Here is a 22,153-nt window from a genome sequence, read left to right as displayed (position 1 = left end):
TCCCGAGTTTTGGTTGCGGGCCGATGAATTGTGCCCGAACATTTTTCTTTATGACCGAACTCGAGACGGATGTACTGGTACTCGGCGGTGGTCCCGCCGGTACCTGGGCGGCCGTCTCGGCCGCCGCGGCCGGCGCCACCGTGGTGCTCGTCGACAAGGCGCGCTGCGGGTCGAGCGGGCCGACGGCGTACGGCGCGATCTCGCTGTGGCACCTTCCGCCCGGCCCGGCGCGGGACGAGGCGGTCCGGCGCGGGCACGCGCACGGCGGCGCGCTGGGTGATCCGGACTGGATGCACCGCGTGCTCGAGGAAAGTCATCAGCGGGTCGAGCAATTGGCCCGCTGGGGCTATCACATCGCCGGTGACCCCGCGGGGCCGGCCAGGCGGCGCAGCTATCTCGACGGCGCCCGCTACCTGCGGCGAATGCGCCGCGCGGTGCGGGAAGCTGGGGTCCGGGTACTCGATCATCACCCGGCGTTGCAACTGCTGGTGGACCGCGACGGCGTAGTGCGCGGCGCCACCGGGCTGCGCCCCCATGACGGGTTCGGGCGCTGGACCGTGCGCGCGGGTGCGGTCGTGGTGGCCACCGGTGGCTGCGCGTTCCTGTCCGGGGCGGCGGGCACCGACGTGGACACCGGCGACGGTCTGTTGTTCGCCGTGGAAGCGGGCGCCGAGCTGTCCGGGATGGAGTTCTCCTGCGCCTACAGCCTGATTCCGCCAGGCAAGGCCGAGCCGACCGCGCTGCGGAATCTCGCCTTGCGGTACGCCCCGCTCTACGACGAATCCGGCGTCGAGCTGCCCGGGCATCGCTCGGCGGCGCTCGCGGCCATCGCCGATGGTCAGCGCGTTTTCGCCGCCCTGGACGACGTCCCGGTGGCCCTCCGGTCCCGGCTGGCGCGCCATGGCTTCGTCGACCGTGCCGAACGGGTGCCGCTGCGCGCCGTGCTGGAGGGCACCGTGCGCGGCACCGGCGGACTGCGCGTCACCGGACCGGAATGCGCGACCACCGTCGCGGGCCTGTTCGCCGCGGGCGACGTGGTCAGTCGCGAGCCGCTCACCGGCGCGGTGAGCGGATTCGGCGGACTGAGCGCGGCGTGGGCGATCGCTTCCGGCGTCTGGGCGGGCGCGGGCGCGGCGAAATTCGCCCGGACGACGGACCGGCGTGCCCCGGCGCGCGAGGTGACCGGAGCCGGGCTCAACGCCGTGGCGCGGATCGATCCGAGGGCGGTGGTCGGCCTCGTCCAAGAGCACACTCTGCCGTTGCGGCGCAGCTACTGGCGCAGCGCGGGCAGCCTGCGCGACAGCATCGGCGAACTCGACGGCATGTGGCCCGGGGCGGAATTCGACCTCGGCGGCAGCGGCGCCGACCTGCTGCGGGCCCGGCAGGCCGCCGCGCTGCTCGCGGTGGCGCGCTGGACCAAATACAGCGCGCTGACGCGCACGGAGAGCCGCGGCATGCACCGCAGGACCGATCATCCCGGCGCGTCCGACACCTGGCGGACGCGACTGATGTCCGGTGGTGTGCGCAGCGTGTGGGTGCGCCCGGACGCGCAGAGGACGATGCCGGAGCAGCCCCGCGATATCGTCGCTTGACAGAGCGCCGCCGGGCGGCGCTCGGCCCGCTGGTACTCACACCGCCGCCGCCCCGAGCGGTGCGATCGCTCACCGCGCGCGACTGCTGAACGGGGAGTTTCCGCTTACCTGAGGGTAATTCCCGCCCCATAACGTTGGGTGATGGAGCGCGACACGGCCCAGGGGGTAACCGGTTTGGCAACTTGCCTACCGGACTGGCAGAATGTGTCGGATTCCTTGCCTCCGCCACCGCCGGGTGAGGGAATCACGGAGGTCTCCGCCTCGCCGACGTACCGTCGCGACCCGCGAGATCGCACCGCACGTTCTGTCCGGGCGCACCCGCTCGGTTCTGCTTCGCGGATCAGTGCCGCGCCCGCCATCGAGAACTCGGCAAGTCGCGTTCGCCGCTCGCAGCCAGCTCGAAACGCACCGGTCAGCGCACCCGATGAGCGTCGTGAAACCCCTTATACCCATTACCCGGTGGTAACCGTCCCCCGGTTTAGCCCGACCCGAGCAGGAGTGAAATCGTGTCACCTGTGACTGATGCACCGAATTCCACGGCAAGCTTGTCCGAAATCACAAACGACGAAATTTTCGCGGGACATCTCGGCGGCAAGCTCTCGGTCGAACTCAGTGCGCCCCTGGAGACCCAGCGCGATCTGTCGATCGCCTACACCCCGGGCGTCGCCCAGGTCAGCCGCGCGATCGCGGAGGACGAGGCGCTGGCCAAGCGCTACACCTGGACCGATCGGCTCGTGGTCGTGGTCAGCGACGGCACCGCCGTGCTCGGCCTCGGTGACATCGGCCCGCGCGCCTCGCTTCCGGTGATGGAGGGCAAGGCGGCGCTGTTCAAGAAGTTCGCCGGGCTGAATTCGATCCCGATCGTGTTGGACACCAAGGACGTCGACGAGATCGTCGAGACGCTGATCCGCCTGCGGCCGAGCTTCGGCGCGGTGAACCTGGAGGACATCTCCGCGCCGCGCTGCTTCGAGATCGAGAAGCGCGTCATCGAGGCGCTCGACTGCCCCGTGATGCACGACGACCAGCACGGCACCGCCATCGTGGTGCTCGCCGCGCTCAACGGCGCCGCCAAGGTGCAGGGCCGCGGCATCGAGGGCCTCAAGGTCGTGGTGTCCGGCGCGGGCGCTGCGGGTGTCGCGTGCACGAACATCCTGCTGGCCGCCGGTGTCCGCGACGTGACCGTGCTCGATTCGAAGGGCATCGTCGGCGCCGACCGCGGCGACCTCAACGAGGTGAAGGCCGAGCTGGCCACCCGCACCAACCCGCGCGGCCTCACCGGCGGCGCGGCGGAGGCGCTGGCAGGCGCCGACGTGTTCCTCGGCCTGTCGGCCGGTCTGATCGCCGAGGAGCTCATCGCGTCGATGGCTCCGGAGGCGATCGTGTTCGCCATGTCCAACCCGGACCCGGAGATCCACCCCGAGGTGGCGCGCAAGTACGCCGCGATCGTGGCCACCGGCCGCAGCGATTTCCCGAACCAGATCAACAATGTGCTCGCGTTCCCCGGCGTCTTCAAGGGTGCGCTGGACGCGGGCGCCCGGCGGATCACCGAGGGCATGAAGATCGCCGCCGCCGACGCCATCCTCAGCGTCGTCGCCGACGAACTCGGCCCGGACAAGATCGTGCCGAGCCCGCTGGACCCGCGGGTCGCTCCGGCCGTCGCCGAAGCGGTCGCCGCCGCCGCTCGCGCCGAGGGCGTCGCGTAACGCCACCGCACGCCAGCCGAAGGGCGCCCATTCGACCGCGAATGGGCGCCTTTTGCGTGTCGCGGCCGAGTAAGCGCCTCGCGTCACCGACGACTGAGCGGACACGTGGAGAGCTAGTTGGGCACGGTGGCTCGGTCCTGGGTCGATAGCGGAGCAGATTGCGCGGCCGGGGTCGGGCGACGCAACCGGCCGGTTCCCGGCGCGCTGGCCCACGCCGCGAAGGCCAGCAGCCCGTCCAGCAGCATCGCCAGCACCGCCACCAGCAGCGCGCCGACCAGCATGCGGTCGTAGCGGTAGAGGCTGATGCCGTCGAAGATGTAGCGGCCCAAGCCGCCGAGGTTGACGTAGGCGGCGATCGTCGCGGTGGCCACCACCTGGAGGGTCGCGCCGCGCAGCCCGGTGAGCAGGATGGGCAGCGCGTTGGGCACCTCCACTCGGAACAGGATCTGCCGTTCGGTCATGCCCATGGCGCGCGAGGCGTCCACGACGTCGGCGGGAACGTTCGCGATTCCCGCGTACGCGCCCGCGAGCAGCGGGGGGATGCCGACCGTGATCAGTGCCAGCAGCGGCGGTATCAAGCCGAGGCCGAGCAGCAGCACCAGGAAGGTCAACAGGCCGAGGGTGGGCAGCGCGCGCATGGCGTTGGCGAAGCCGACCAGCACCGCCGCCCCACGCCGGGTGTGGCCGATGATCAGGCCGAGCGGTACGGCGATCACCGCGGAGACGGCGACGGTCAGGAAGCTGTACCAGAGGTGCTGAACGATGCGGCTCCCGATGCCCGACGGACCGCTCCAGTTGGCGCCGTCGGTGAAGTAGTGCCAGGCGTCGAGGAAAAGGTTCATGCCGCAGTGCCTTTCGCCCTGACGGTCCTGGCGTCCGCGCGCACCCAGGGCGTCGACCAGCGGCCCAGCGCGTACACCACCCGGTCGGCGACCAGCGCGAGCGCGAGCGTCACGATGATGCCCGCCATGATCTCGTCCGGATAATCGCGCTGGTAGCCCTGGGTGAACAGTTTGCCGAGCCCGCCGACGCCGATCAGCGCGCCGACCGACACCATCGCGATATTGGTCACCACCACCACCCGCAGACTGGATACGAAGACCGGCACGGCAAGTGGCATATCCACGGTGAGCGTGCGGCGCAGCGGGCCGTGGCCCACCGCGTCGGCCGCGTCGAGCACCGTGGCGGGCACCGAGTCCAGAGCCGCCGGGACCGCGATCACCAGCAGCGCCGTGGAATAGATGGTGAGCGCGATGATCACGTTCAGCGGGTCGATGGCCGAGATGCCGACGAGCGGAGGAATGATCACGAACAGCGCCAGCGACGGAACGGTGTAGGCCAGGCTCGCGGCGGTCACCGTGACCCGGCGCAGCCACGCCGCTCGCCGCACCAGCGCGCCGACCGGGACCGCGATCACCAGGCCCAGCAGTAGCGGCACCAGGGCGAGATAGAGGTGGGTCGCGGTGATTCCCATGATCTCCGAGAAGTTCTCGACGAGGTATCTCATGCCGCTCTCCGGATTCCGGCGTGCACGACGCCGTCTCGCTCACGTCCGTTCACGGCACTCGTTCTTCGAAGAAGTGCCGGTTGCGTTCGGCGTCTTCGTGGGCGCGCTGCCCGGCCAACTGCTCGAGCACCTCGGTGGCCAGCACTCCGCCGCGTACCGCACCGGCGCCGTCGACGGCGACACCGATTCCGGATGGCGAGGAGATCGCGGCGTCCAGCGCTTGGCGCAGGTCGCCGGACGGGGTGAACAGCGAACCGCCCGCCGACATGCTGTCCGACAGTGCGCGGCCCGCGCGGAATCCCTCGACGCCGGTGACGTCCATCCAGCCCACCGGCTTGCGGTCGGTGTCGACCACCAGCACCCACTCGCCCGCGTCGAGTCGCAGTTCGCGCACCTCATCCGTGACAGCCGTCCGGATCTCGTGCAGCGGAATCTCATTCGCGGACCGGAAGGACAATCCGCGGTAACCGCGGTCGCGGCCGACGAAGTCGGCGACGAAATCGGTGGCGGGCTGGGCGAGCACGCGTTGCGGCGCGTCGTACTGCTGGAGCACTCCGCCGCGTCCGAACACCGCCACGCGATCGCCGAGCGTGATCGCCTCATCGATGTCGTGTGTGACGAACACGATGGTCTTGTGCAATTCCGCCTGCAACCTTTGCATTTTGACCTGCAATTCGGCGCGCACCACCGGGTCGACGGCGCTGAACGGCTCGTCCATCAGCAGGACCGGCGGGTCGGCGGCCAGCGCGCGGGCCACGCCAACGCGCTGCTGCTGACCGCCCGACAGCTGCGCCGGATACCGCTGCGCCAGCGAGCGATCCAAGCCGACCCGGTCGAGTACCTCGAGCGCCGCGGCACGGGCGGCCCGGCGCGAGTCACCGCGCAGGACCGGAACGGTCGCGACATTGTCGACGACCGTCCGGTGCGGCAGCAGTCCGCCGCTCTGGATGACGTACCCGATCCCGAGGCGCAGCCGGACCGGATCGACGGTCGAGACATCCTGCCCGGCAATGGTGATCGTCCCCGAGCTGGGCACGATCATGCGGTTGATCATTCGCATCGAGGTCGTCTTACCGCAGCCGGAAGGCCCGACGAACACGGTGAACGACCCGGACTCGATGCGCAGATCCAGGTCGGTGACGGCGTGCGTGCCGTCCGGATAGGTCTTGCTGATACCGGAGAATTCGATATCGGACACCGAATCTCCCTCCCTAGCCGACCGGCTTGTTCAGCCCCTTGGCGGCGACCCAGGCCGCGGCGGCGGCCTTGGGCTCGGTCTTGCCGGTGCCGGAGACCGCCTCGTTGAGCTTGATCAGTTCGGCGGTGGTCAGCTGCGCGGATACCGCGTTCAGCGCCGCGAGCGCCTTGTCCGACTTCTTGCTCGCGTTGAGCAGCGGCACCACGTTCTGCGGCGGGAAGTTGTGCTTCGGGTCGTTCAGCACCACGAGGTCGTTCTGCGGGATGGCGGGCGAGGTGGTGAAGATATCGGCCGCGGTCACCTGGCCCTCGACCAGCGCGCGAACCGTCGCGGGACCGCCGCCGTCGGCGATCGGCACGAAATTGCCCGCCGCGACATCCAGGTTGTAGTTCTTCTTCAGGCCGGGCAGACCGCCCGCACGCTCCTGGAATTCGGCTGGCGCGCCGAATTTCACCTCGGCCGAGTGCGCGGCCAGGTCGGCGATCGTGCTCAGGTTCCAGCGCTGGGCGGTGGCGCGGGTGACGACGACGGCGTCCGAGTCCTCGCCGGGCGCGGGCGTGCCGATCGCGAGATCGGAACCGAGCGCCTTGCCGAGCGCGCTGTTCACGTCGGCCGCGCTGGTGGCGGTGGCGTTCTTGTCCAGGTACTGCAGCAGATTGCCGGTGTACTCGGGGATCACCGAAATGGCGCACTTCCGCAGGGCGGGAAGATAAGCTTCCCGGCTGCCGATGCCCAGCTTGGTATCCACGCTGAAGCCGTTCGCGCGCAACACTTCCGCGTACACCTCGGCGATGGTCTCGGACTCGGGGAAGTTCGCCGAACCGACGGTCAATCCGTCTCCCGAACAGCTGCCGCCGGTGGCGAGTGGATCGGAATCGCCACAAGCCGACAGGGCCATCGCGACGGCGAGGGCGGTCGCGGCGGCGAGGATACGGGCGCCGCGCAGTGCGGCGCGCGCGGCGGGGTGCCGGTGCGCGGCGGCACCGGGGGTGCGGGTGGATTTCACGAGAGTCCTTCCGACATGACGGCGGGCGCGGTCTCGGCACCGAGCGGCCGCCGGTACATTCTGGGTGTCCATACTGCCCGCTTCCGGGTTTTTCTGTTGGCCGTGTCGAGTCGTCGGAGAGTTGGTGTCGCCGGATGGTGTTGGCCTCGTCACAGCGGGTGCTGGCTCGGTTGCTGGTCGTCGCTTCCGTCGCGCTGGTCGTGTCCTGCGGGAACGACGAGCCGCAGCCGTCGATCACGGTCGGCGCGGGTGATTCGATCGAGTCCTCCGTGCTCGCCGAAATCTATGCGGGCGCGCTTGCGCGCGCCGGTGTGCGGACCGCGGTGGACCCGCGACTGGGCAGCCGCGCGGACTACCTCGCCGCGCTCGATGCGGACCGGGTCCAAGTGGTCGGCGAGCACACCGGCGCGCTGCTGGCCCATCTCGACGAACACACGACGCCGCGGCTGCCTGAGCAGGTGAAAGATGCGGTGAGCGCCGCATTGCCCGAGGGGCTGGTCGTCTCCGATCTCGCCGACGGCACCGATCTGCGGCCGCGGGTGCTGCTCACCGCCCAGGCGGCGGCGCAGGACCGAGTGCGTTCGGTGCGTGATCTCGCGCCCCGCTGCGGTGGACTGACCGTCGGCGTAGCGGCCACGCCCGGCCTGCTGCCGCAGGCCGGGAGCGATCGCGTCGCCGGGTGCGACTTCGCCGCCACCGTGGCCTTCCCGGATCCCGCCGCACTGCGGAAAGCGCTGCTGGAAGGCCGGGTTCAGGTCGGCCTGCTCGGCGGTCCCGCCGAACTGACGCCCGGTGCGACCGACGGATTGGCCGTGCTGTCCGATGACGAGTACGCCGTGCGAGCCGAGAACGTGCTGCCGCTGTTCCGCAAAGGACTGCTCGACCGGCGGCAGATCAAGAAACTCGACTACGTCGCGGGCGAACTGACGACCGACGAGCTGGCGGCCATGATCCGGAATGTCCGGGACGACGGCGCCGCACCGAGTGATGTCGCGCGCGCCTGGTTGGACAAGCACTCCTTGTAAGCGTGCCCCGTACGGCGTTTGCCATCGTCGGCCGGGACTGCCGAGTCATAAGCTCGCGTCCTTTGCTGTCGGGAATCGAGCGATAGATGTCGCATCCGACACTGCCGCCGGTTGCGAGCCGCGGCATAGGCTGGTTGAGCAGCCACTACACCCTCCCGCACAGCAACGGCGCTGGAGAGGGTCGCCGACGTCGTCGGCCTTCGGCGGGAGCCGAAATCGAGAGGCCATCGAGAAGTCACATCTCGATGGCCTCTCGTCGTGTACGAGCCGGGACATCGGGAACGCGATACGCGAGGCTGTGAATTGTGGGGGTCATCACGGGTCGCAGCGTCTTGTTCGCAGGCAGCTCCGCGCCGTATATTCCACGTGGAATATTTAGCGTGGAGCATGTCGGGACCGGGCGATAGCGTGCCGGGCGGCGGCAGGCTCGCAGCGTCGGCGGCCGAAGGCCGAGACGACCGAGTGACGGAGGTGAACAAGCATGGGGCAAGGGCAGGCGCATCCGTCGGTGACGCCGTTGGCCATCGCCGTGCTCGCACTGCTGGAGGAGCGGCCCATGCATCCGTACGAGATGTTCCAGACGCTGATCGCGCGGCGGGAGGACAAGCTGGTCAAGGTGCGGCCGGGCTCGCTGTACCACACCGTGTCCCGCCTGGCCGACCAAGAATTGGTGCACGCCGAGGGCGTCGACCGGGCGGGCAACCGGCCCGAACGCACCACCTACCGGATCACCGGGCGCGGCAGGGAGGCGTTGCGCAACCGGATCGCCGAGATCGTGCGGCGACCCGTTCCGGAGTATCCGATCTTCCCGGTGGCGCTGGGCGAGTTGCACAATCTGCCGAAGACGGAGGCGCTCACGCTGCTGCGCGAACGAATCGGCGTGCTGGAGACCGAACTGGCCGATGCCGACATGCTGATCGCCTGGGCCGAGGAGCACGTCGTTCCCCGCCGCTACTGGATCTCCCTGCCGTATCTGCGGGCGATCCTCGCCGCCGAACTCACCTGGGTCAAGGAGTTCACCGCCGAATTGGCCGGCGGCGCACTCGAGTGGGAGGACTTCGACCCCGTGACCGGCGAACGCTCCGCGGCCGAACCGGCCGCCGACACCCCGGTGTCGCTGCCGGTGCCGCCCGGCGCTGTGGCGGCCGCCGACCCGAGATTTTCGGATCATCCGAGTTAGGAAACGAAACAGATGTCCACACAACGCAATCCGTGGCTGGCGCTGGTCGCGCTGGTCGTCGGCTTCTTCATGATCCTGCTGGACATGACGATCGTGGCGGTCGCCAATCCCGCGATCATGACCAGCTTGCACGCCGACATCTCCCAGGTGATCTGGGTGACCAGCGCCTACCTGCTCACCTACGCGGTGCCGCTGCTGGTCACCGGACGGCTGGGTGATCGATTCGGCCCCAAGAACATCTATCTGATCGGCTTGGCGGTGTTCACCGCCGCGTCGCTGTGGTGCGGTCTGTCCGGCACCATCGGCATGCTGATCGCGGCACGCGCCGCCCAGGGCATCGGCGCCGCGCTGATGACGCCGCAGACCATGGCCGTGATCACCAGGACCTTCCCGCCCGACCGGCGCGGCGCCGCCATGGGCCTGTGGGGTGGCGTCGCGGGCCTGGCGACGCTGGTGGGCCCGATCCTCGGCGGTGTGCTGGTGGACGGTCTCGGCTGGGAGTGGATCTTCATCGTGAACGTCCCGGTCGGCGTCGTCGCCTTCGCGTTGGCCGTCTGGCTGGTGCCCGCGCTGCCGACGCACGAGCACAAGTTCGACATCCCCGGTGTGCTGCTCAGCGGCGTCGGCATGTTCCTGCTGGTGTTCGGCATCCAGGAGGGCAACACCTACGACTGGTCGTTGCGCATCTGGCTGCTGATCGGCGCCGGCTTGGTGGTGCTCGCGGTGTTCCTGGTCAACCAGGCCAGGAACAAGGGCGAGCCGTTGCTGCCGCTGAGCCTGTTCCGCGATCGCAACTTCGCGCTGTCCAATGCCGCGATCGCCGCGATGGGTGCGGCGGTGACCTCCCTGATGGTGCCGACGTACTTCTACCTGCAGGCCGTGCGGGAGCTGTCGCCGACCAAGTCCGCGCTGGTCTTCGCGCCCATGGCGATCGTGACCGGTTTCTCCGCCCCGCTGGTCGGCAAGTTCGCCGACAAGCTGCACCCGCGGATCGTGCCCACCATCGGCTTCGGCTTGTTCGCGCTGTCGGTGTTCTGCTTCGCGGCGCTGATGAAGCCGGACTCGTCGCTGGTCTGGTTCCTGGTGGCCGCGGCGCTGGCCGGTTTCGCCAACGCCTGCATCTGGGCGCCGCTGGCGTCCACCGCCACGCACAACCTGCCGGTCCAACTGGCCGGCGCGGGCGCCGGTGTCTACAACACCACCCGCCAGGTGGGCTCGGTGCTCGGCAGCGCGGCGATCAGCGCGCTGGTGGCGGCCAGGATGACGGCGAACGGCCTGGGCGGCGGCCCGGTCGCCGAAGGAGGCGCGGGCCGGGGCCCGCTCCCAAAGTTCGTCAAGGATGCCTTCAGCACCGCGCTCGGCCAGTCCGCGCTGCTCCCCGCGGCCGTCCTGCTGATCGGCGTCGCCGCCTCGGTACTGTTCATCCGCCACGGCGAGTCGGCCCCGCCGCGGCTCGAGAAAGAACGGGTCGAGGCCGACGCCGTAGCGAGCTGACCGCCGAAATCCCATGCCCCGCAGAAGAGGATCCTTCTGCGGGGCATGTTTCGTCGGCGTGCAGGCACGGTGCAGGGGCGGTCCGGTCGCGCTCAGGCAACCTGGACTGTGACCGAGGGGTAGCCGGTGGCGCCGTCGGGGATGACGTCGCGGCGTTCGGCTGTTTGGGTTTCGCCGGTGCCGTCGGTGGCGCGGGCGCGGAGGGTGTGCGGGCCGGAGGTGGCGTCCCAGTCGAAGACCCACTGGCGCCAGGTATCGATGGACTGCTCTTCGGAGAGGCGGGCCTGCTGCCAGGGGCCGTTGTCGACTTGCACTTCCACGGCTCGGATGCCGCGATGTTGTGCCCACGCGACTCCGGCGATGGGGATGCGGCCCGGCTGGAGGCGGCCGCGGGCACGGGGAGTGTCGATGCGGATGCCGGTCTTGATCGGGCCGAGTGCCGACCAGCCGCGGCGGGTCCAGTACGCGGTGGCGCGGTCGAAGCGGGTGACTTCCAGTTCGGTCACCCATTTGGTGGCCGAGACGTAGCCGTAGAGACCGGGCACGACCAGCCGGGCTGGATACCCGTGCCGCACCGGCAGCGGTTCGCCGTTCATGCCGACCGCGAGCAGCGCGTCGCGTCCGTCGGTGAGCACCGCCAGCGGCGTGCCCGCGGTCCAGCCGTCGGCGCTGTGCGAGAGGACCATGTCCGCGTCGGGGTGCGGTCCCGCCTCGGCGAGCAGCTGATCCACGCGGTAACCGAGCCAGCGCGCGTTGCCGATCAGGTCGCCGCCCACCGGATTGGACACGCAGGCCAGCGTGACCAGGTGTTCCTCCACCGGGCGAAGCGCCAGATCCGCCCAGGTGAGCCGGATCTCGCGGTCGACCATGCCGTGGATCCGCAGCGACCAGCCGTCCTTGGACACTTGCGGCACGATCAGCGCGGTGTCGATCCGGTAGAAATCGTCGTTCGCGGTCAGGTACGGCGTCAGTCCGGGGACACGAAGGTCCACGCCGGGAGCGACCGGCTCGGCGGGTGCCGACGGCTCCGGCAACTGCACGGCGGCTCGCTCGCCGGAAACGTCGCTGCGGCGGGCGCCGAGCACCCGTCCGCCGATTCCGGTCACCGCGGCCAGCCCACCGGCCACCAGTAGTCCCCGCAAGACTTGCCTGCGCTCCGGAGCCGCCGAGCTGAGCTCCGAAGCCCCGGCGGCCGATGCGGGCGAGGCCTCACCCGCCGGTCTGGCCTCGACCCTTCCCGGTTCGTCCGCGGCGGCGAGGTTCTCGCCCGCACCAGGGCGTTCGGTGCCTGGCCGGTGCACCGATGAGTCCGGACGCGAGTCCACGTCGGTGATCGCCCGGTTCTGCCCGTCGGCGACATCGGCGTGCTCTGAGTGATCTCGGTCGGCGGAAGCCGAACCTTCGGCCACGGTTCGAGCAGGGGCGGCCGACGATGGCGTTTCCGCGTGCCTCGCACCGGGCGACTTGTCGACCGCCGCGTCGATGCGACGGGTCAGCGCTCGCAGCGAGTAGATGCCGACGGCGACGCCGACGACGGTCGGCAACGCGGCGGTGAGACCGGTGCGCGCCACCGCCACCCAAGCGGTGATCACTCCGAACACGGCGAACAACCACGACCCGGCGGCACGGGTGGTCCGCTCGATCGCTCCGGCCACGCCGGCGACCAGGACGGCGATCACGCTCATGATCAGGTACAGCGCGGCCTTGTCGTTGGTGCCGAAGGTGGTGATGGCCCATTCCCGCACACCGTCGGGCGTGTGGTCGACCACGGCCGAACCGAGAAGGTGCAGCGGCGCGCTGTCGGGGCCGAGGAAGGCCGCGAGCAATTCGGCGACACCCAGCGTGAGGCCCGCCGAGACGATCCCGGCCACCACACGCAGTCGCAGATCGGCCATGGCATCGAGACTACTGCCGGTCGACCGGCTCGGTCCGGCATCCGCGACAGCGCACGGATCGTCGTGGACGGACCCGGACACGCGAAAGGCGCTGCCCGCGAACGGACAGCGCCTTTCCGCGATCGGTTCAGTTGTAGATGTTCGCCACGTCGTCGGCGTGCTGCTTCATCACGACGGCGCGCTTGAGCGACATCTTCGGGGTGAGTTCGCCGGTTTCCTGGGTCCAGTCGATGGTCAGCAGGCGGATCTTCTTGATCTGCTCGGCTTTCGACACCTTCTTGTTCGTCTCGGCCACCGCCGCGTTCACCTCGGCGAGCAGATCCGGGTTCTCGATCAGCTTCTCGATGGGGGTGTCGGCGGGCAGGCTGTTGCGTTCCTTCCAGCCGGGCAGCGACTCCGGGTCCAGCGTGATCAGCGCGCCGATGAAGGGCTGGCCGTCACCGACCACCATCACCTGGCTGATCAGCGGGTGCGCCCGCAGCGAGTCCTCCAGCAGCGCGGGGGAGACGTTCTTGCCACCGGCGGTGACGATGATCTCCTTCTTGCGGCCGGTGATGGTGATGAAGCCGTCCCCGTCGATGGCGCCGAGGTCACCGGTCTTGAACCAGCCGTCCTCGAACGCGTCGTCGGTGGCCTCCGCGTTGCCCCAGTAGCCGCTGAACACGACCGAGCCGCGCAGCAGCAGCTCGCCGTCCTCGGCGATCTTGGCGGCGTGGCCCTCGATCGGCCGCCCGACCGAGCCGACCCGGATGTGCTCCGGGGTGTTGACCGCGATGGCCGCGGTGGTCTCGGTGAGGCCGTAGCCCTCGTAGATGGTCACGCCGACGCCGCGGAAGAAGTGGCCCAGCCGCGCGCCGAGCGGTCCGCCGCCGGAAACGGCGGCCTCGCACTGGCCGCCGAGCGCGGCGCGCAGCTTGGCGTACACCAGCCTGTCGAACAGCGCGTGCTTCAGCTTCAGCGCCAGGCCCGGTCCGCCGTTGTCGAGCGCCTCGCTCCATGCGATCGCGGTATCGGCGGCGGCGTCGAAGATCTTGCCCTTGCCGCCGTCGTGCGCCTTCTGCTTGGCGCTGTTGAACACCTTCTCGAACACCCGGGGCACCGAGAGGATGAAGTGCGGCCGGTAGCTGCCGAACTGCTCGACCAGGGTGGACCAGTCGGCGGTGTGCGCGACGACCACCTTCGCGTCGAACGCGGCCAGCGCCACGGCGCGGGCGAAGACGTGCGCCAGCGGCAGGAACATGAGGGTCTTCTTGCCCTCGGTGACGTACTTGTTCAGCGCGATCCGGTCGGACTTGGACTCCGCGTACAGGTTCGCGTGGGTCAGCATGACGCCCTTCGGGCGGCCCGTGGTGCCCGAGGTGTAGATCAGAGTGGCGGGCGACTGCGCGCCGACCTGTGCGCGGCGCTCGTGCACGGCCTGGTCGTCCAGGTCGGCGCCGCGGCCGAGCAACTCGTCCACCGCGCCCTTGTCGATCTGCAGGATCTCCCGCAGCTCGGGCAGCGCCCCGGTTTCGATCTCGTCGATCACCTTCCGGTGCTTGTCGCTGTCCACGACCAGCAGCTTGGTGGCCGAGTCCTGCAGGATCCACTTGGCCTGCTCGGCGGCGGAGCTGTCGTAGATCGCGACGGTGCAGCCGCCCGCGGCCCAGATGGCGAAGTCGAGGACGGCCCACTCGTAGCGGGTGGGGGCCATGATGGCGACGCGATCGCCGAGTTCGAGACCCGAAGCGATCAGGCCTTTCGCCACCCCGGTAACGGTTTTCGCGAACTCGGCGGCGGTGACGTCCCGCCAGCCGCCACTGCCGTTAGGCACGTTGAACAGCACCGTATTCGGCGACTGCTCGGCGTGGCGGAAGACGTTGTCGGAATTGTTCGCGTCATCCGGAATGGTGTAAGAAGCCGGGACTTCGAACTCTCGCATCAGTGCCCTTCCACGTGGGTTTACTCGCCAGTAATCTACGACACCTGCGCCGGGCCCGTGAGGTCGACCACCGCCAATCGCCTCCGTACATCACCGCAGGCTGGGGACCCGCTCGAATTTCATCCTAGTTCGCGCAGGTCCGCCGGTTGAATCGCTTCGCGCAGGAACTCGGCGAGTTCGCACAGCGCGGCCGCTGCGGGCGCCGCCAGCGCGGCCTGCAATTGAGCGACGTGCCACAAGCCCTTGCTCTCGGTGAAGCGCACGTGTACCCCCGCCTCGCGCAGCGCGGCGACCAGCGCGACGCACTGCCAGTGCAGCAGTTCGCTGACGTCCACCTGCACGTAGGTCGGCGGCAGGCCGCGCAGTTCGCCGGTCAGGGGTGCGTAAGCCGGGTCGGCGGAATCGCTGTCGCCCAGGTAAGCGGCGGCGCAGGCGCGTGACCAGGGCCTGTTGATAACCAGATCGCGTTCCCGCTCCGGGATCTCGTTCGGGTCCGCCCACGGCGCGATCAGACCGAGCGCGGCCGGGGTCTGCCCGTGCCGGGCGATCAGTCGCTGCGCCAGCGCGAGCGACAGACCGCCGCCCGCGGAGTCACCGGAGACGGCGATCTGGTCCGGCCGCAGTCCCGAGGTCGCCACCAGCTCCAGGAACGCCGCCTCGGCGTCGTCCAGTGCCGCGGGGAAGGGGTGCTCCGGCGCGAGCCGGTAGTCCAGCACGTAGACCGCGCAACCGATGTCTCGTGCCAGCCGGGCCGCGAGCGAGCGATGTGTCGCGACCGAGCCGACCGCGTATCCGCCTCCGTGGAGATAGAGCACGGCACCGTGCTCGGAGGTGTCCGCGAAATCGATCCGCTCGGCGGGCCTGCCGCCGAGGCGCACGGGCCGCACGACAGCGCCCGCGGGCAGCAACTGCGCCCGCGAAGTCACGTCGAGCAGCCTGCGCTGCACCGTGAACGGCAATCGCTTGTTCAGCGTGACCCGGAAGATCGGATTCAGTATCGCCCGCGCGAGGGGCAGTGGCAGGTCGATGTCCCGCATTCGTCGTTCCTCGAATCCGGGTCAGGGCAGGAAGCGGCGTTCGACGTTGGCCGCGATCCGCTGGTAGCCCGACGCGGTGACCCGGACGAACAGATCCAGCAGTTTGGCCTCCCAGCCGATCAGCACGCGGCCGTGCCCCTTGCGCACGCCCTCGACGATGGTCTGCGCCGCCATCTCCGGGGTGTGGATGGCCAGCTTCCGGTCGAACATCGTCGCGGCCGACTTGGCGTCGATGCCCTCGGCGTAGGTGGCGTTGCGCGCGACCGCGGTCTTGATGCCGCCGGGGTGCACGCAGGTGACCTTGACCGGGTGCCGCGCGACCAGCATCTCCTGGCGCAGCGACTCGGTGAAGCCGCGCACCGCGAACTTCGCCGCGTTGTAGGCGCTCTGCCCGGGAATCGCGATCAGGCCGAAGAGGCTGGACACATTGACGACGTGGCCGTCGCCGGACTCGATGACCATCGGCAGGAACGCCTTGGTGCCGTTGACGACGCCCCAGAAATCGACGTCCATCACGCGTTCGAAGTCCTTGTACTCCGAGCGGATGACCTCGCCGTGGTGGGCGATGCCCGCGTTGTTGTAGATCTGGTGCACCGTGCCGAAGTGCGCTTTCACCGCGTCGGCGTAGAGGATCACCGCTTCGCGTTCGACCACGTTCAGCCGGTCGGACTTGACCTCGGCGCCGAGCTGTTCGCAGCGGCGTACGGTCTCGTTCAAACCGTCGACGTCGATGTCCGACAGTGCCAGTTTGGCGCCGCGCCGGGCCAGATTCATTGCCAGCGCACGGCCGATCCCGGAACCCGCTCCGGTGATCACACATACCTTGTTCTCGAAGTAAGCGTCACTGCTCACGATGCCACTGCTTTCAAATCGGCCCGGGAAATGGAGATGTCGTACGCCGCCACGTCGAATGTCTTGGTCAGCCTACGGAATTCGAAAGTGAAGTCCGGCCACAGCGTGGTGTTGTTGCCGTGCTTGTCCAGGTACCAGCTCGAGCACCCGCCGGTCAGCCAGACGCTGCCCGCCAGCTTCGCCTGCAGGTCGGCGTTGTAGGCATCCTGCACGTCGCGGCGCACCTCCACGGTACGCAGGTCGAGGCGGTCGATGGTAGCCAGTGCGTCGGCGATGTAATTGATCTGAGATTCGATCATGTACACCATCGAGGTGTGCCCGAGGCCGACGTTCGGGCCGAGCAGGAAGAACAAATTGGGGTAATTGGCGATCGCGGAGCCCTTGTAGCCCTGCTGGCCGATCTCGTCGAATACCTCTGCCAAAGTGCGACCGTCACGGCCCGCGATGGTGTTGTAAGTGGGGGAGTCGGTGACGTGGAAGCCGGTCGCCACGATCAACGCGTCGATCTCGCGCTCGGTGCCGTCCTCGGTGACGATCGAGTTCGCGCGCACCTCGGCGATGCCGTCGGTGACCACGTCGACGTTGGGGCGCGACAGCGCGGGGTAGTAGTCGTTGGAGATCAGCATGCGCTTGCAGCCGATCCGGAAATTCGGCGTGACCTTGGCGCGCAGCTGCGGATCGCGGATCTCGTGGCGGAGTTTGGCCTTCGCGATCGCCTCGAACAACTGCATCAGGGCAGGCACCTTGGCCAGGCCGACCACCTGGGTCTCGCGCGCGGCGTAGATGGCCGCGCGGGATAGTCGCTGCAGACCCGGCACGTACTTGAAGGCCATTCGCTCGGCCTTCGTGTACGGGCGGTCCAGGCGCGGCAGCAGCCACGGCGCCGTGCGCTGGTAGACGTCCAGGTGGCCGACCTTCGGGGCGATGGCAGGCACGATCTGGATCGCCGAGGCGCCGGTGCCGATGATGGCGACCCGCTTGCCGGTGAGGTCGGCGTCGTGGTTCCAGCGGGCGGAGTGGAAGATCTCGCCTTCGAATTCGCCGATGCCTTTGATGTCCGGCAGCGCGGGCTCGCACAGCGCGCCGACCGCGGAGACCACCGTGTTCGCGGTGAAGCTGCCTTTGGTCGACTCGATCTCCCAGAGCGCGGTCTCGTCGTTCCAGCGGGCGCTGGTCACGTCGCAGTCGAAGATGTGCTTGTCACGCACGTCGTAGCGCTTCGACACGTCCTGGATGTATTGCTGGATCTCGCCCTGCCGGGAGAACGACCGCGACCAGTTCGGGTTCAGCGCGAACGAGTAGGAGTACAGGTGCGAAGGCACGTCGCAGGCCGCGCCGGGGTAGGTGTTGTCCCGCCAGGTGCCCCCGACGTCGCTGCCGCGCTCCAGCACGAGGAAGTCGTTGCGCCCCTGCTGGGTCAGCCGGATGGCCAGACCCAGGCCCGCGAACCCGCTGCCGATGATGATCGTCTTGGCGTGGCGCGCGGGTCGGCCGGCGACAGCTTTGTCTGTAACCTTGCGACTCATGTAATGGAGCCTACGGTCCTATTGAGCGCGAGTCAACAGTGTATTGACTGACGTTCAGTAGGATTGGGCGCGTGACGAGAACCCAGGGAGACGCCCCCAAGCGCACGCGGCTGAGTCCCGACGAGCGCCGCGAGCAGCTGATCACTCTGGGTGCGAAGATGCTCGGCGAGCGTTCCATCGAGGACATCTCCGTCAGCGAGATCGCCGCCGAGGCGGGCATCTCCCGCGGCCTGCTGTTCCATTACTTCCCGACCAAGCAGGACTTCCAGCTCGCGATCGTGCACCACGCCAACGCCGAACTGCTCGAGCGTGTCGCCCCGGACCGCTCGCTGGGCCTGTTCGAGATGCTGCGCGACTCGATCGAGCGCTACATCGAGTACGTCACGGAGAACCGGACCTCCTATCTGGCGCTGCTACGCGGCCCCACCAGCGTCAGCCCCGACCTGGCCCCGCTGGTCGACCAGACCCGCGACGCGATCATCGGGATCATTCTCGCGGAGACTCCCACTCCCATTGTGGAATCCGACCACCCCCGCCTCATGCTCGCCATGCGCGGCTGGATCGCCTTCGTCGAGGAATCCACGCTCACCTGGCTGCGCTCGGAGCCCATCTCGCGTACGGAGCTGATCGATCTGCTGGTCGAATCGTTGATCGCCATCGCGTTCTCCGTGGACCCGGATCTGGCCGCGGCGCTGCGAGGTTGAGGGGGCTCGCTCGCGTCCGCCGCGCCGGCCGTGGGCCGATCAGCCGTCCGCCGCGTTGTAGCGGACCAGGTACCCGGCGAGTTCGGCGAGGTCCTCGTCGTCCCAGTCGCGGAACCGTTCCGCGAACGCCTCCCGGCGGCGCTGCTCGGCCTCCCGTGCGATCCGCTGCCCGGCGGGGGTGGCGCGCAGGATGTGGTTGCGGCGATTGGCGGGATCGACCTCCCGGGTGAGATACCCGAGCCGTTCCAGCGCCGCCACCTGCCTGCTCACCGTGGATTTGTCCAGCAGGAAGTGTTCGGCCAGTTCGGTGGCCAGGCAGCCGTCGCGTTCGATGACCAGGTCCAGGATGCTCGACGCGACCAGCGGCAGTTCCGGATGCAGTTCGGCGGCTCGGCCACGGGCTCGGCGGGCGAATGCGGTGAGCTCGCGCTGAATGGTGTGGATCGCGGTCGAGCGAGTGGGGAATGCCGGAGATTGCCGCATGGTTGTATAGTACAACGAAGATAGTTGTATTTACCAACCTTTTGGGGAGTCGTCTCATGCACCAACTACGGCATGTCGCCGCGCATCTGCTCACCCCACTGCTGATGTGCCTCGGCATGGCACTGGCGTATCTGGGCGCGTTCCACCAGCCCGAGCCGAACCACCTGAAGGTGGCGATCGTGGGTGACGCACCGCAGGTCAAGGTGCTGGCTCAGACGCTGAAGGACCGGGCCGGAGACGCGCTGGAGGTTGTCACTCTGCCAGGTCGGGAGGAGGCGGTGCGGCAGTTGCGGGAGCGGACACTGGCCGGCGCCTACGTGCCGGAATCGCACGAAGCGCTGGTCGCCAAGGCTGGTTCCGACACCACGGCGATGGCGGCCGAGGCCGTCTTCGACCGGATCGCCGCCCAGCAGGGCGCACCGGTCGAGGTCACCGATATCGCTCCGCCGAGCACCGGCGATCCGACCGCGCAGGGCTTGTTCTTCCTGCTGGTGGCATTGAGCATCGGCTCCTACGGCAGCGTCGCGGCGATCGGCGCGGCCGGGGCGGGACTGAGCATGGGCGTTCGCGCACTGCTGGGCCTGGTCACGTCGCTGGCGGTGAGCGTCATCGGACTCGGCGTCGCGGGGCCGGTATTCCATGTGGTCGACCACGACTACGCCGCCGTCTGGGCGATGTCGTGGCTGTATTCGGCTGGGATTCTCGCGGTGGGCATCGGGCTGCACACCTTCTTACGGCGCTGGACCACGCTGACGATGATGGTGCTGTTCGTGATGCTCAACTTCACGACATCGGGCGGCGTGTACGGGCCGTGGCTGCAGAACGATTTCTTCGGCGCGCTGCATTCGTTCTGGAACGGAGCGGGTTTCGTCGAGGGCGCGCGCACCCTGTTGTACTTCGACGGCGGTGCGGGATTCGGCAACCGGGTGTTGAGCTTGGTGCTGTGGCTGGCGGCCGGTGCGGGACTGGTCCTGGTGGCGGGCGGCTACGAGCGCAGGCTGCGCACGGCCGCGCGCACCGAGACGGTCGGCGTCACGGAACATGCGGCCGAGGAAGAGATCGAAGAAGCGGTCGGGGTCTGACGCACCCGAGTGTGGCGCTGCCCACACGCCGTCCTTCGCACGCCCTTGTGCTGCCAATATCATGCTGCTCCAGTGCCTTTCGATTTTGTGGCGGAAATCCCGGCGCATACCGTTGTGTGGTCGATGGTGTGGACGGCGATGGAGGCCGCCGATGTTGGTCATCAATGAACGAACGACGGCGCCGCGATCCGAACAGCGCGTGCTCGACTGGATGCGGAGCTGGACCGGCCAGTACGTCATTGTGGGACTCGCGATCTCGGGGTGTTACCTACCCGACCGCGAGCGCAAGGACGAAACGCAGGAAGCCGATCTGGTGGTGATCACCCCCAGGGCGGCGGTCGTCGTCGAGGTCAAGGGCACCGTCCCGGAGGCGACGAGCGGTGTCCTGTCGGTACAGGCCAACGGCCGCTGGCGGCTGTCCGGCTACGCGGGCGACCCGATCCACGTGCGCGACCACGACAGCAGCCCGTTCGACCAGGTGACGAACAACGTCTTCAACTTGAAGACGCTGGTGCGCAAGCACAATGCCGAGGCCTTCGTCGACGGACTGATCGTCGTGGTGCCGCCCAAGGATTCGAACCTCACGCTCAACATCGAGTCGCGCAGGCGCGGATGCGCGGTGGTGCTCGGAGCCGGGCAGGCCGACCTGCGCGCGTGGTTCCACCGCACCGCGAGCCGCAAGCTCATCTGGACCGCCGAACGCACCCACGCCCTCCTGACGGACTTGAACCTGGGCGACCAGATCACCATCGACGACCTGGTGGCGGATGGTTTTCCGGCGGAGCGGAAGTTACGGGCCGGGACGCTGGCGGCGTTGGAGAGCGTGACGCGGAAGGCTCCCGAGCTCGAGGGTAGGACGTCCAGCGAGGATTCGGACACCGACGACGTGTCGGCTGGTTCGGACGCGCCACCGGTCGACGCCGTGCCCGAGCCGCACGACCTCGATCCGGATGCTGCGCGACTCAGCGAATCCGGCTCGACGCGAACCGTCGAAATCGGTGACGAGGCAGATGAGGGTTATCAGCAGGTCCCGCAGGTAGATCAGTCGCCCGCGTCGCAGTCCGCGATGCCTGCGCTGGAGCAGACCGACGCCTCGGGAACCGTGGCCGCGCAGGTTGTCGACGAGCACGAGGGCTCGGAGTTCGAGCCGTCGACGCGGCCCAGTGCCGAAAGCGCACAGCGAGCCCAAGGGGCGTCGTCGACGGCTGGACAGTCACTCGAGTACACGGATGTGCCAGGCGGCAGCCAGAAGGTGTCCGCGTCAGAGTCGCATTCCCCGCAGGCACTTGTCGCCGTAGCTGCGCAGGCGCAACCCGCCCAGGCGGATCCCTTCGCGCCGGAATACCTCGCGCCGGAGCCCGAATCACATCCCGCGGCGTCGGACCCGACAACTGATGCCGAGCACGCGGAGCCGCCTCGGTTCGAAGGCCGACTCGCGGCGAAGCCCGCACCGTCGTCCTTCACGGACAACTGGTCGTCGTGGATCGAGCCCGCCGCCGACCGGCCTCGGAGTCCACGTCCGGTGCAGGCGCCTCCGCCGAGCCGGCCCGCATCGTGGTCAACGCCCACCCCCGCGCCCGAGCCGCTGCGCCGACCCACGCCGACGGCTGTGCTCGAGCGCCGTCCACGGGTCCCGGTTCGCGAGCAGCTAACCGCCCTGTCCGCGCGGATCCCCGGTCGCACCTCCGAGAAATCGAAGTCACGCGGCCACCGCTCGCAACAGATCGCCGCGGTGGCGCTGATCGTGCTGGTCATCGGCACGATATGGATACTGGCCGCCTCCTGCTCGACCCCCACCGGCGGCGCTGTGCAACCCACCCAAGCGCCTGTGCTCACGACCGAGGCGGTTCCCCCACCGCCGCCCGTCACGGAGACCCCGGCCCGCATGAACCTGCTGCCTCTGTGCACTCCGCTCACGCCGAAGTGCTGACGACGCAGGCGGGCATGC

The 22,153-nt window shown here is 68.9% G+C and carries 18 protein-coding genes; 8 read left to right on the top strand and 10 right to left on the bottom strand.

The genetic code is table 11. The features are described from left to right. The first annotated feature begins 50 nt into the window (after nt 1-50). A complete protein-coding gene (locus ABZW96_RS22420; protein ID WP_355077347.1) occupies nt 51-1,592 on the top strand; it encodes an FAD-binding protein in 1,542 nt (513 codons plus the stop codon). A gap of 515 nt (nt 1,593-2,107) precedes the next feature. Next, entirely contained in the window at nt 2,108-3,295 is a 1,188-nt protein-coding gene (locus ABZW96_RS22415; RefSeq protein WP_355077345.1) for an NADP-dependent malic enzyme, read from the top strand. 113 nt (nt 3,296-3,408) lie between these two features. Here ABZW96_RS22415 and ABZW96_RS22410 read toward each other — a convergent pair whose 3' ends face one another. Genes ABZW96_RS22410 through ABZW96_RS22395 form a run of 4 tightly spaced genes read right to left on the bottom strand, consistent with a single transcriptional unit; the run spans nt 3,409 to nt 6,898 of the window. Further along, entirely contained in the window at nt 3,409-4,137 is a 729-nt protein-coding gene (locus ABZW96_RS22410) for an ABC transporter permease (RefSeq protein ID WP_355077344.1), read from the bottom strand. After that, nucleotides 4,134-4,802: an ABC transporter permease gene (locus ABZW96_RS22405; protein ID WP_355077342.1), complete on the bottom strand. Its 669-nt coding sequence runs from the start codon at nt 4,800-4,802 to the stop codon at nt 4,134-4,136. The genes ABZW96_RS22410 and ABZW96_RS22405 overlap by 4 nt, the downstream gene beginning before the upstream one ends. 49 nt (nt 4,803-4,851) lie before the next feature. Next, the gene (locus ABZW96_RS22400) at nt 4,852-6,000 is read right to left on the bottom strand and encodes an ABC transporter ATP-binding protein (protein WP_355077341.1); all 1,149 of its coding nucleotides are present in this window, start codon (nt 5,998-6,000) and stop codon (nt 4,852-4,854) included. A gap of 13 nt (nt 6,001-6,013) precedes the next feature. Further along, on the bottom strand, nt 6,014-6,898 hold the full coding sequence (locus ABZW96_RS22395) for an ABC transporter substrate-binding protein (RefSeq protein WP_355077387.1): 885 nt from the start codon (nt 6,896-6,898) through the stop codon (nt 6,014-6,016). Nucleotides 6,899-7,140: 242 nt separating this feature from the next. Here ABZW96_RS22395 and ABZW96_RS22390 point away from each other — a divergent pair, with 242 nt between their 5' ends. The 3 genes from ABZW96_RS22390 (at nt 7,141) to ABZW96_RS22380 (ending at nt 10,705) form a co-directional block, all read left to right on the top strand. Then, nucleotides 7,141-8,031: a glycine betaine ABC transporter substrate-binding protein gene (locus tag ABZW96_RS22390; protein ID WP_355077340.1), complete on the top strand. Its 891-nt coding sequence runs from the start codon at nt 7,141-7,143 to the stop codon at nt 8,029-8,031. A 481-nt stretch (nt 8,032-8,512) separates the two neighbouring features. Beyond that, nucleotides 8,513-9,211, top strand: a complete 699-nt coding sequence (locus ABZW96_RS22385) for a PadR family transcriptional regulator (RefSeq protein WP_355077338.1) — start codon at nt 8,513-8,515, stop codon at nt 9,209-9,211. 12 nt (nt 9,212-9,223) lie between these two features. Then, nucleotides 9,224-10,705, top strand: coding sequence for a DHA2 family efflux MFS transporter permease subunit (locus ABZW96_RS22380; RefSeq protein WP_355077336.1), 1,482 nt, complete (start codon nt 9,224-9,226; stop codon nt 10,703-10,705). A 92-nt stretch (nt 10,706-10,797) separates the two neighbouring features. Here the strand turns inward: ABZW96_RS22380 and ABZW96_RS22375 are convergent, their stop codons facing one another. From ABZW96_RS22375 to ABZW96_RS22355, 5 genes are all read right to left on the bottom strand, one after another. After that, nucleotides 10,798-12,600 (bottom strand): molybdopterin-dependent oxidoreductase, encoded by a 1,803-nt coding sequence (locus ABZW96_RS22375; protein WP_355077334.1) that lies wholly within the window; start codon nt 12,598-12,600, stop codon nt 10,798-10,800. Between the two features lie 127 nt (nt 12,601-12,727). Further along, a complete protein-coding gene (locus ABZW96_RS22370; protein ID WP_355077333.1) occupies nt 12,728-14,521 on the bottom strand; it encodes a long-chain fatty acid--CoA ligase in 1,794 nt (597 codons plus the stop codon). Between the two features lie 119 nt (nt 14,522-14,640). Beyond that, nucleotides 14,641-15,558 carry an alpha/beta hydrolase gene (locus ABZW96_RS22365; protein ID WP_355077331.1) on the bottom strand — a complete coding sequence of 306 codons (918 nt, stop codon included), beginning with the start codon at nt 15,556-15,558 and terminating at the stop codon, nt 14,641-14,643. A gap of 21 nt (nt 15,559-15,579) precedes the next feature. Beyond that, entirely contained in the window at nt 15,580-16,410 is an 831-nt protein-coding gene (locus ABZW96_RS22360) for an SDR family NAD(P)-dependent oxidoreductase (RefSeq protein WP_355077329.1), read from the bottom strand. Then, the gene (locus tag ABZW96_RS22355) at nt 16,407-17,936 is read right to left on the bottom strand and encodes an NAD(P)/FAD-dependent oxidoreductase (RefSeq protein ID WP_355077327.1); all 1,530 of its coding nucleotides are present in this window, start codon (nt 17,934-17,936) and stop codon (nt 16,407-16,409) included. Before ABZW96_RS22355 ends, ABZW96_RS22360 begins: the two co-directional genes overlap by 4 nt. A gap of 71 nt (nt 17,937-18,007) precedes the next feature. Here ABZW96_RS22355 and ABZW96_RS22350 point away from each other — a divergent pair, with 71 nt between their 5' ends. After that, a complete protein-coding gene (locus ABZW96_RS22350) occupies nt 18,008-18,640 on the top strand; it encodes a TetR/AcrR family transcriptional regulator (RefSeq protein ID WP_355077325.1) in 633 nt (210 codons plus the stop codon). Between the two features lie 39 nt (nt 18,641-18,679). Here the strand turns inward: ABZW96_RS22350 and ABZW96_RS22345 are convergent, their stop codons facing one another. Next, on the bottom strand, nt 18,680-19,123 hold the full coding sequence (locus ABZW96_RS22345; RefSeq protein WP_355077323.1) for a MarR family transcriptional regulator: 444 nt from the start codon (nt 19,121-19,123) through the stop codon (nt 18,680-18,682). 56 nt (nt 19,124-19,179) lie between these two features. On the opposite strand from ABZW96_RS22345, the gene ABZW96_RS22340 reads away from it, so the two are divergent. Both ABZW96_RS22340 and ABZW96_RS22335 read left to right on the top strand, forming a co-directional pair. Then, the gene (locus tag ABZW96_RS22340) at nt 19,180-20,205 is read left to right on the top strand and encodes a hypothetical protein (protein WP_355077322.1); all 1,026 of its coding nucleotides are present in this window, start codon (nt 19,180-19,182) and stop codon (nt 20,203-20,205) included. A gap of 151 nt (nt 20,206-20,356) precedes the next feature. Continuing rightward, nucleotides 20,357-22,135, top strand: a complete 1,779-nt coding sequence (locus ABZW96_RS22335) for an NERD domain-containing protein (RefSeq protein WP_355077320.1) — start codon at nt 20,357-20,359, stop codon at nt 22,133-22,135. Nucleotides 22,136-22,153: the final 18 nt, after the last annotated feature.

The sequence above is a fragment of the Nocardia sp. NPDC004168 genome, assembly GCF_040610355.1.
Classification (GTDB): Bacteria; Actinomycetota; Actinomycetes; order Mycobacteriales; family Mycobacteriaceae; genus Nocardia; species Nocardia sichangensis.
Note: the sequence above shows the minus strand (reverse complement) of the source record. Positions and strands in the feature narration are given on the sequence as shown.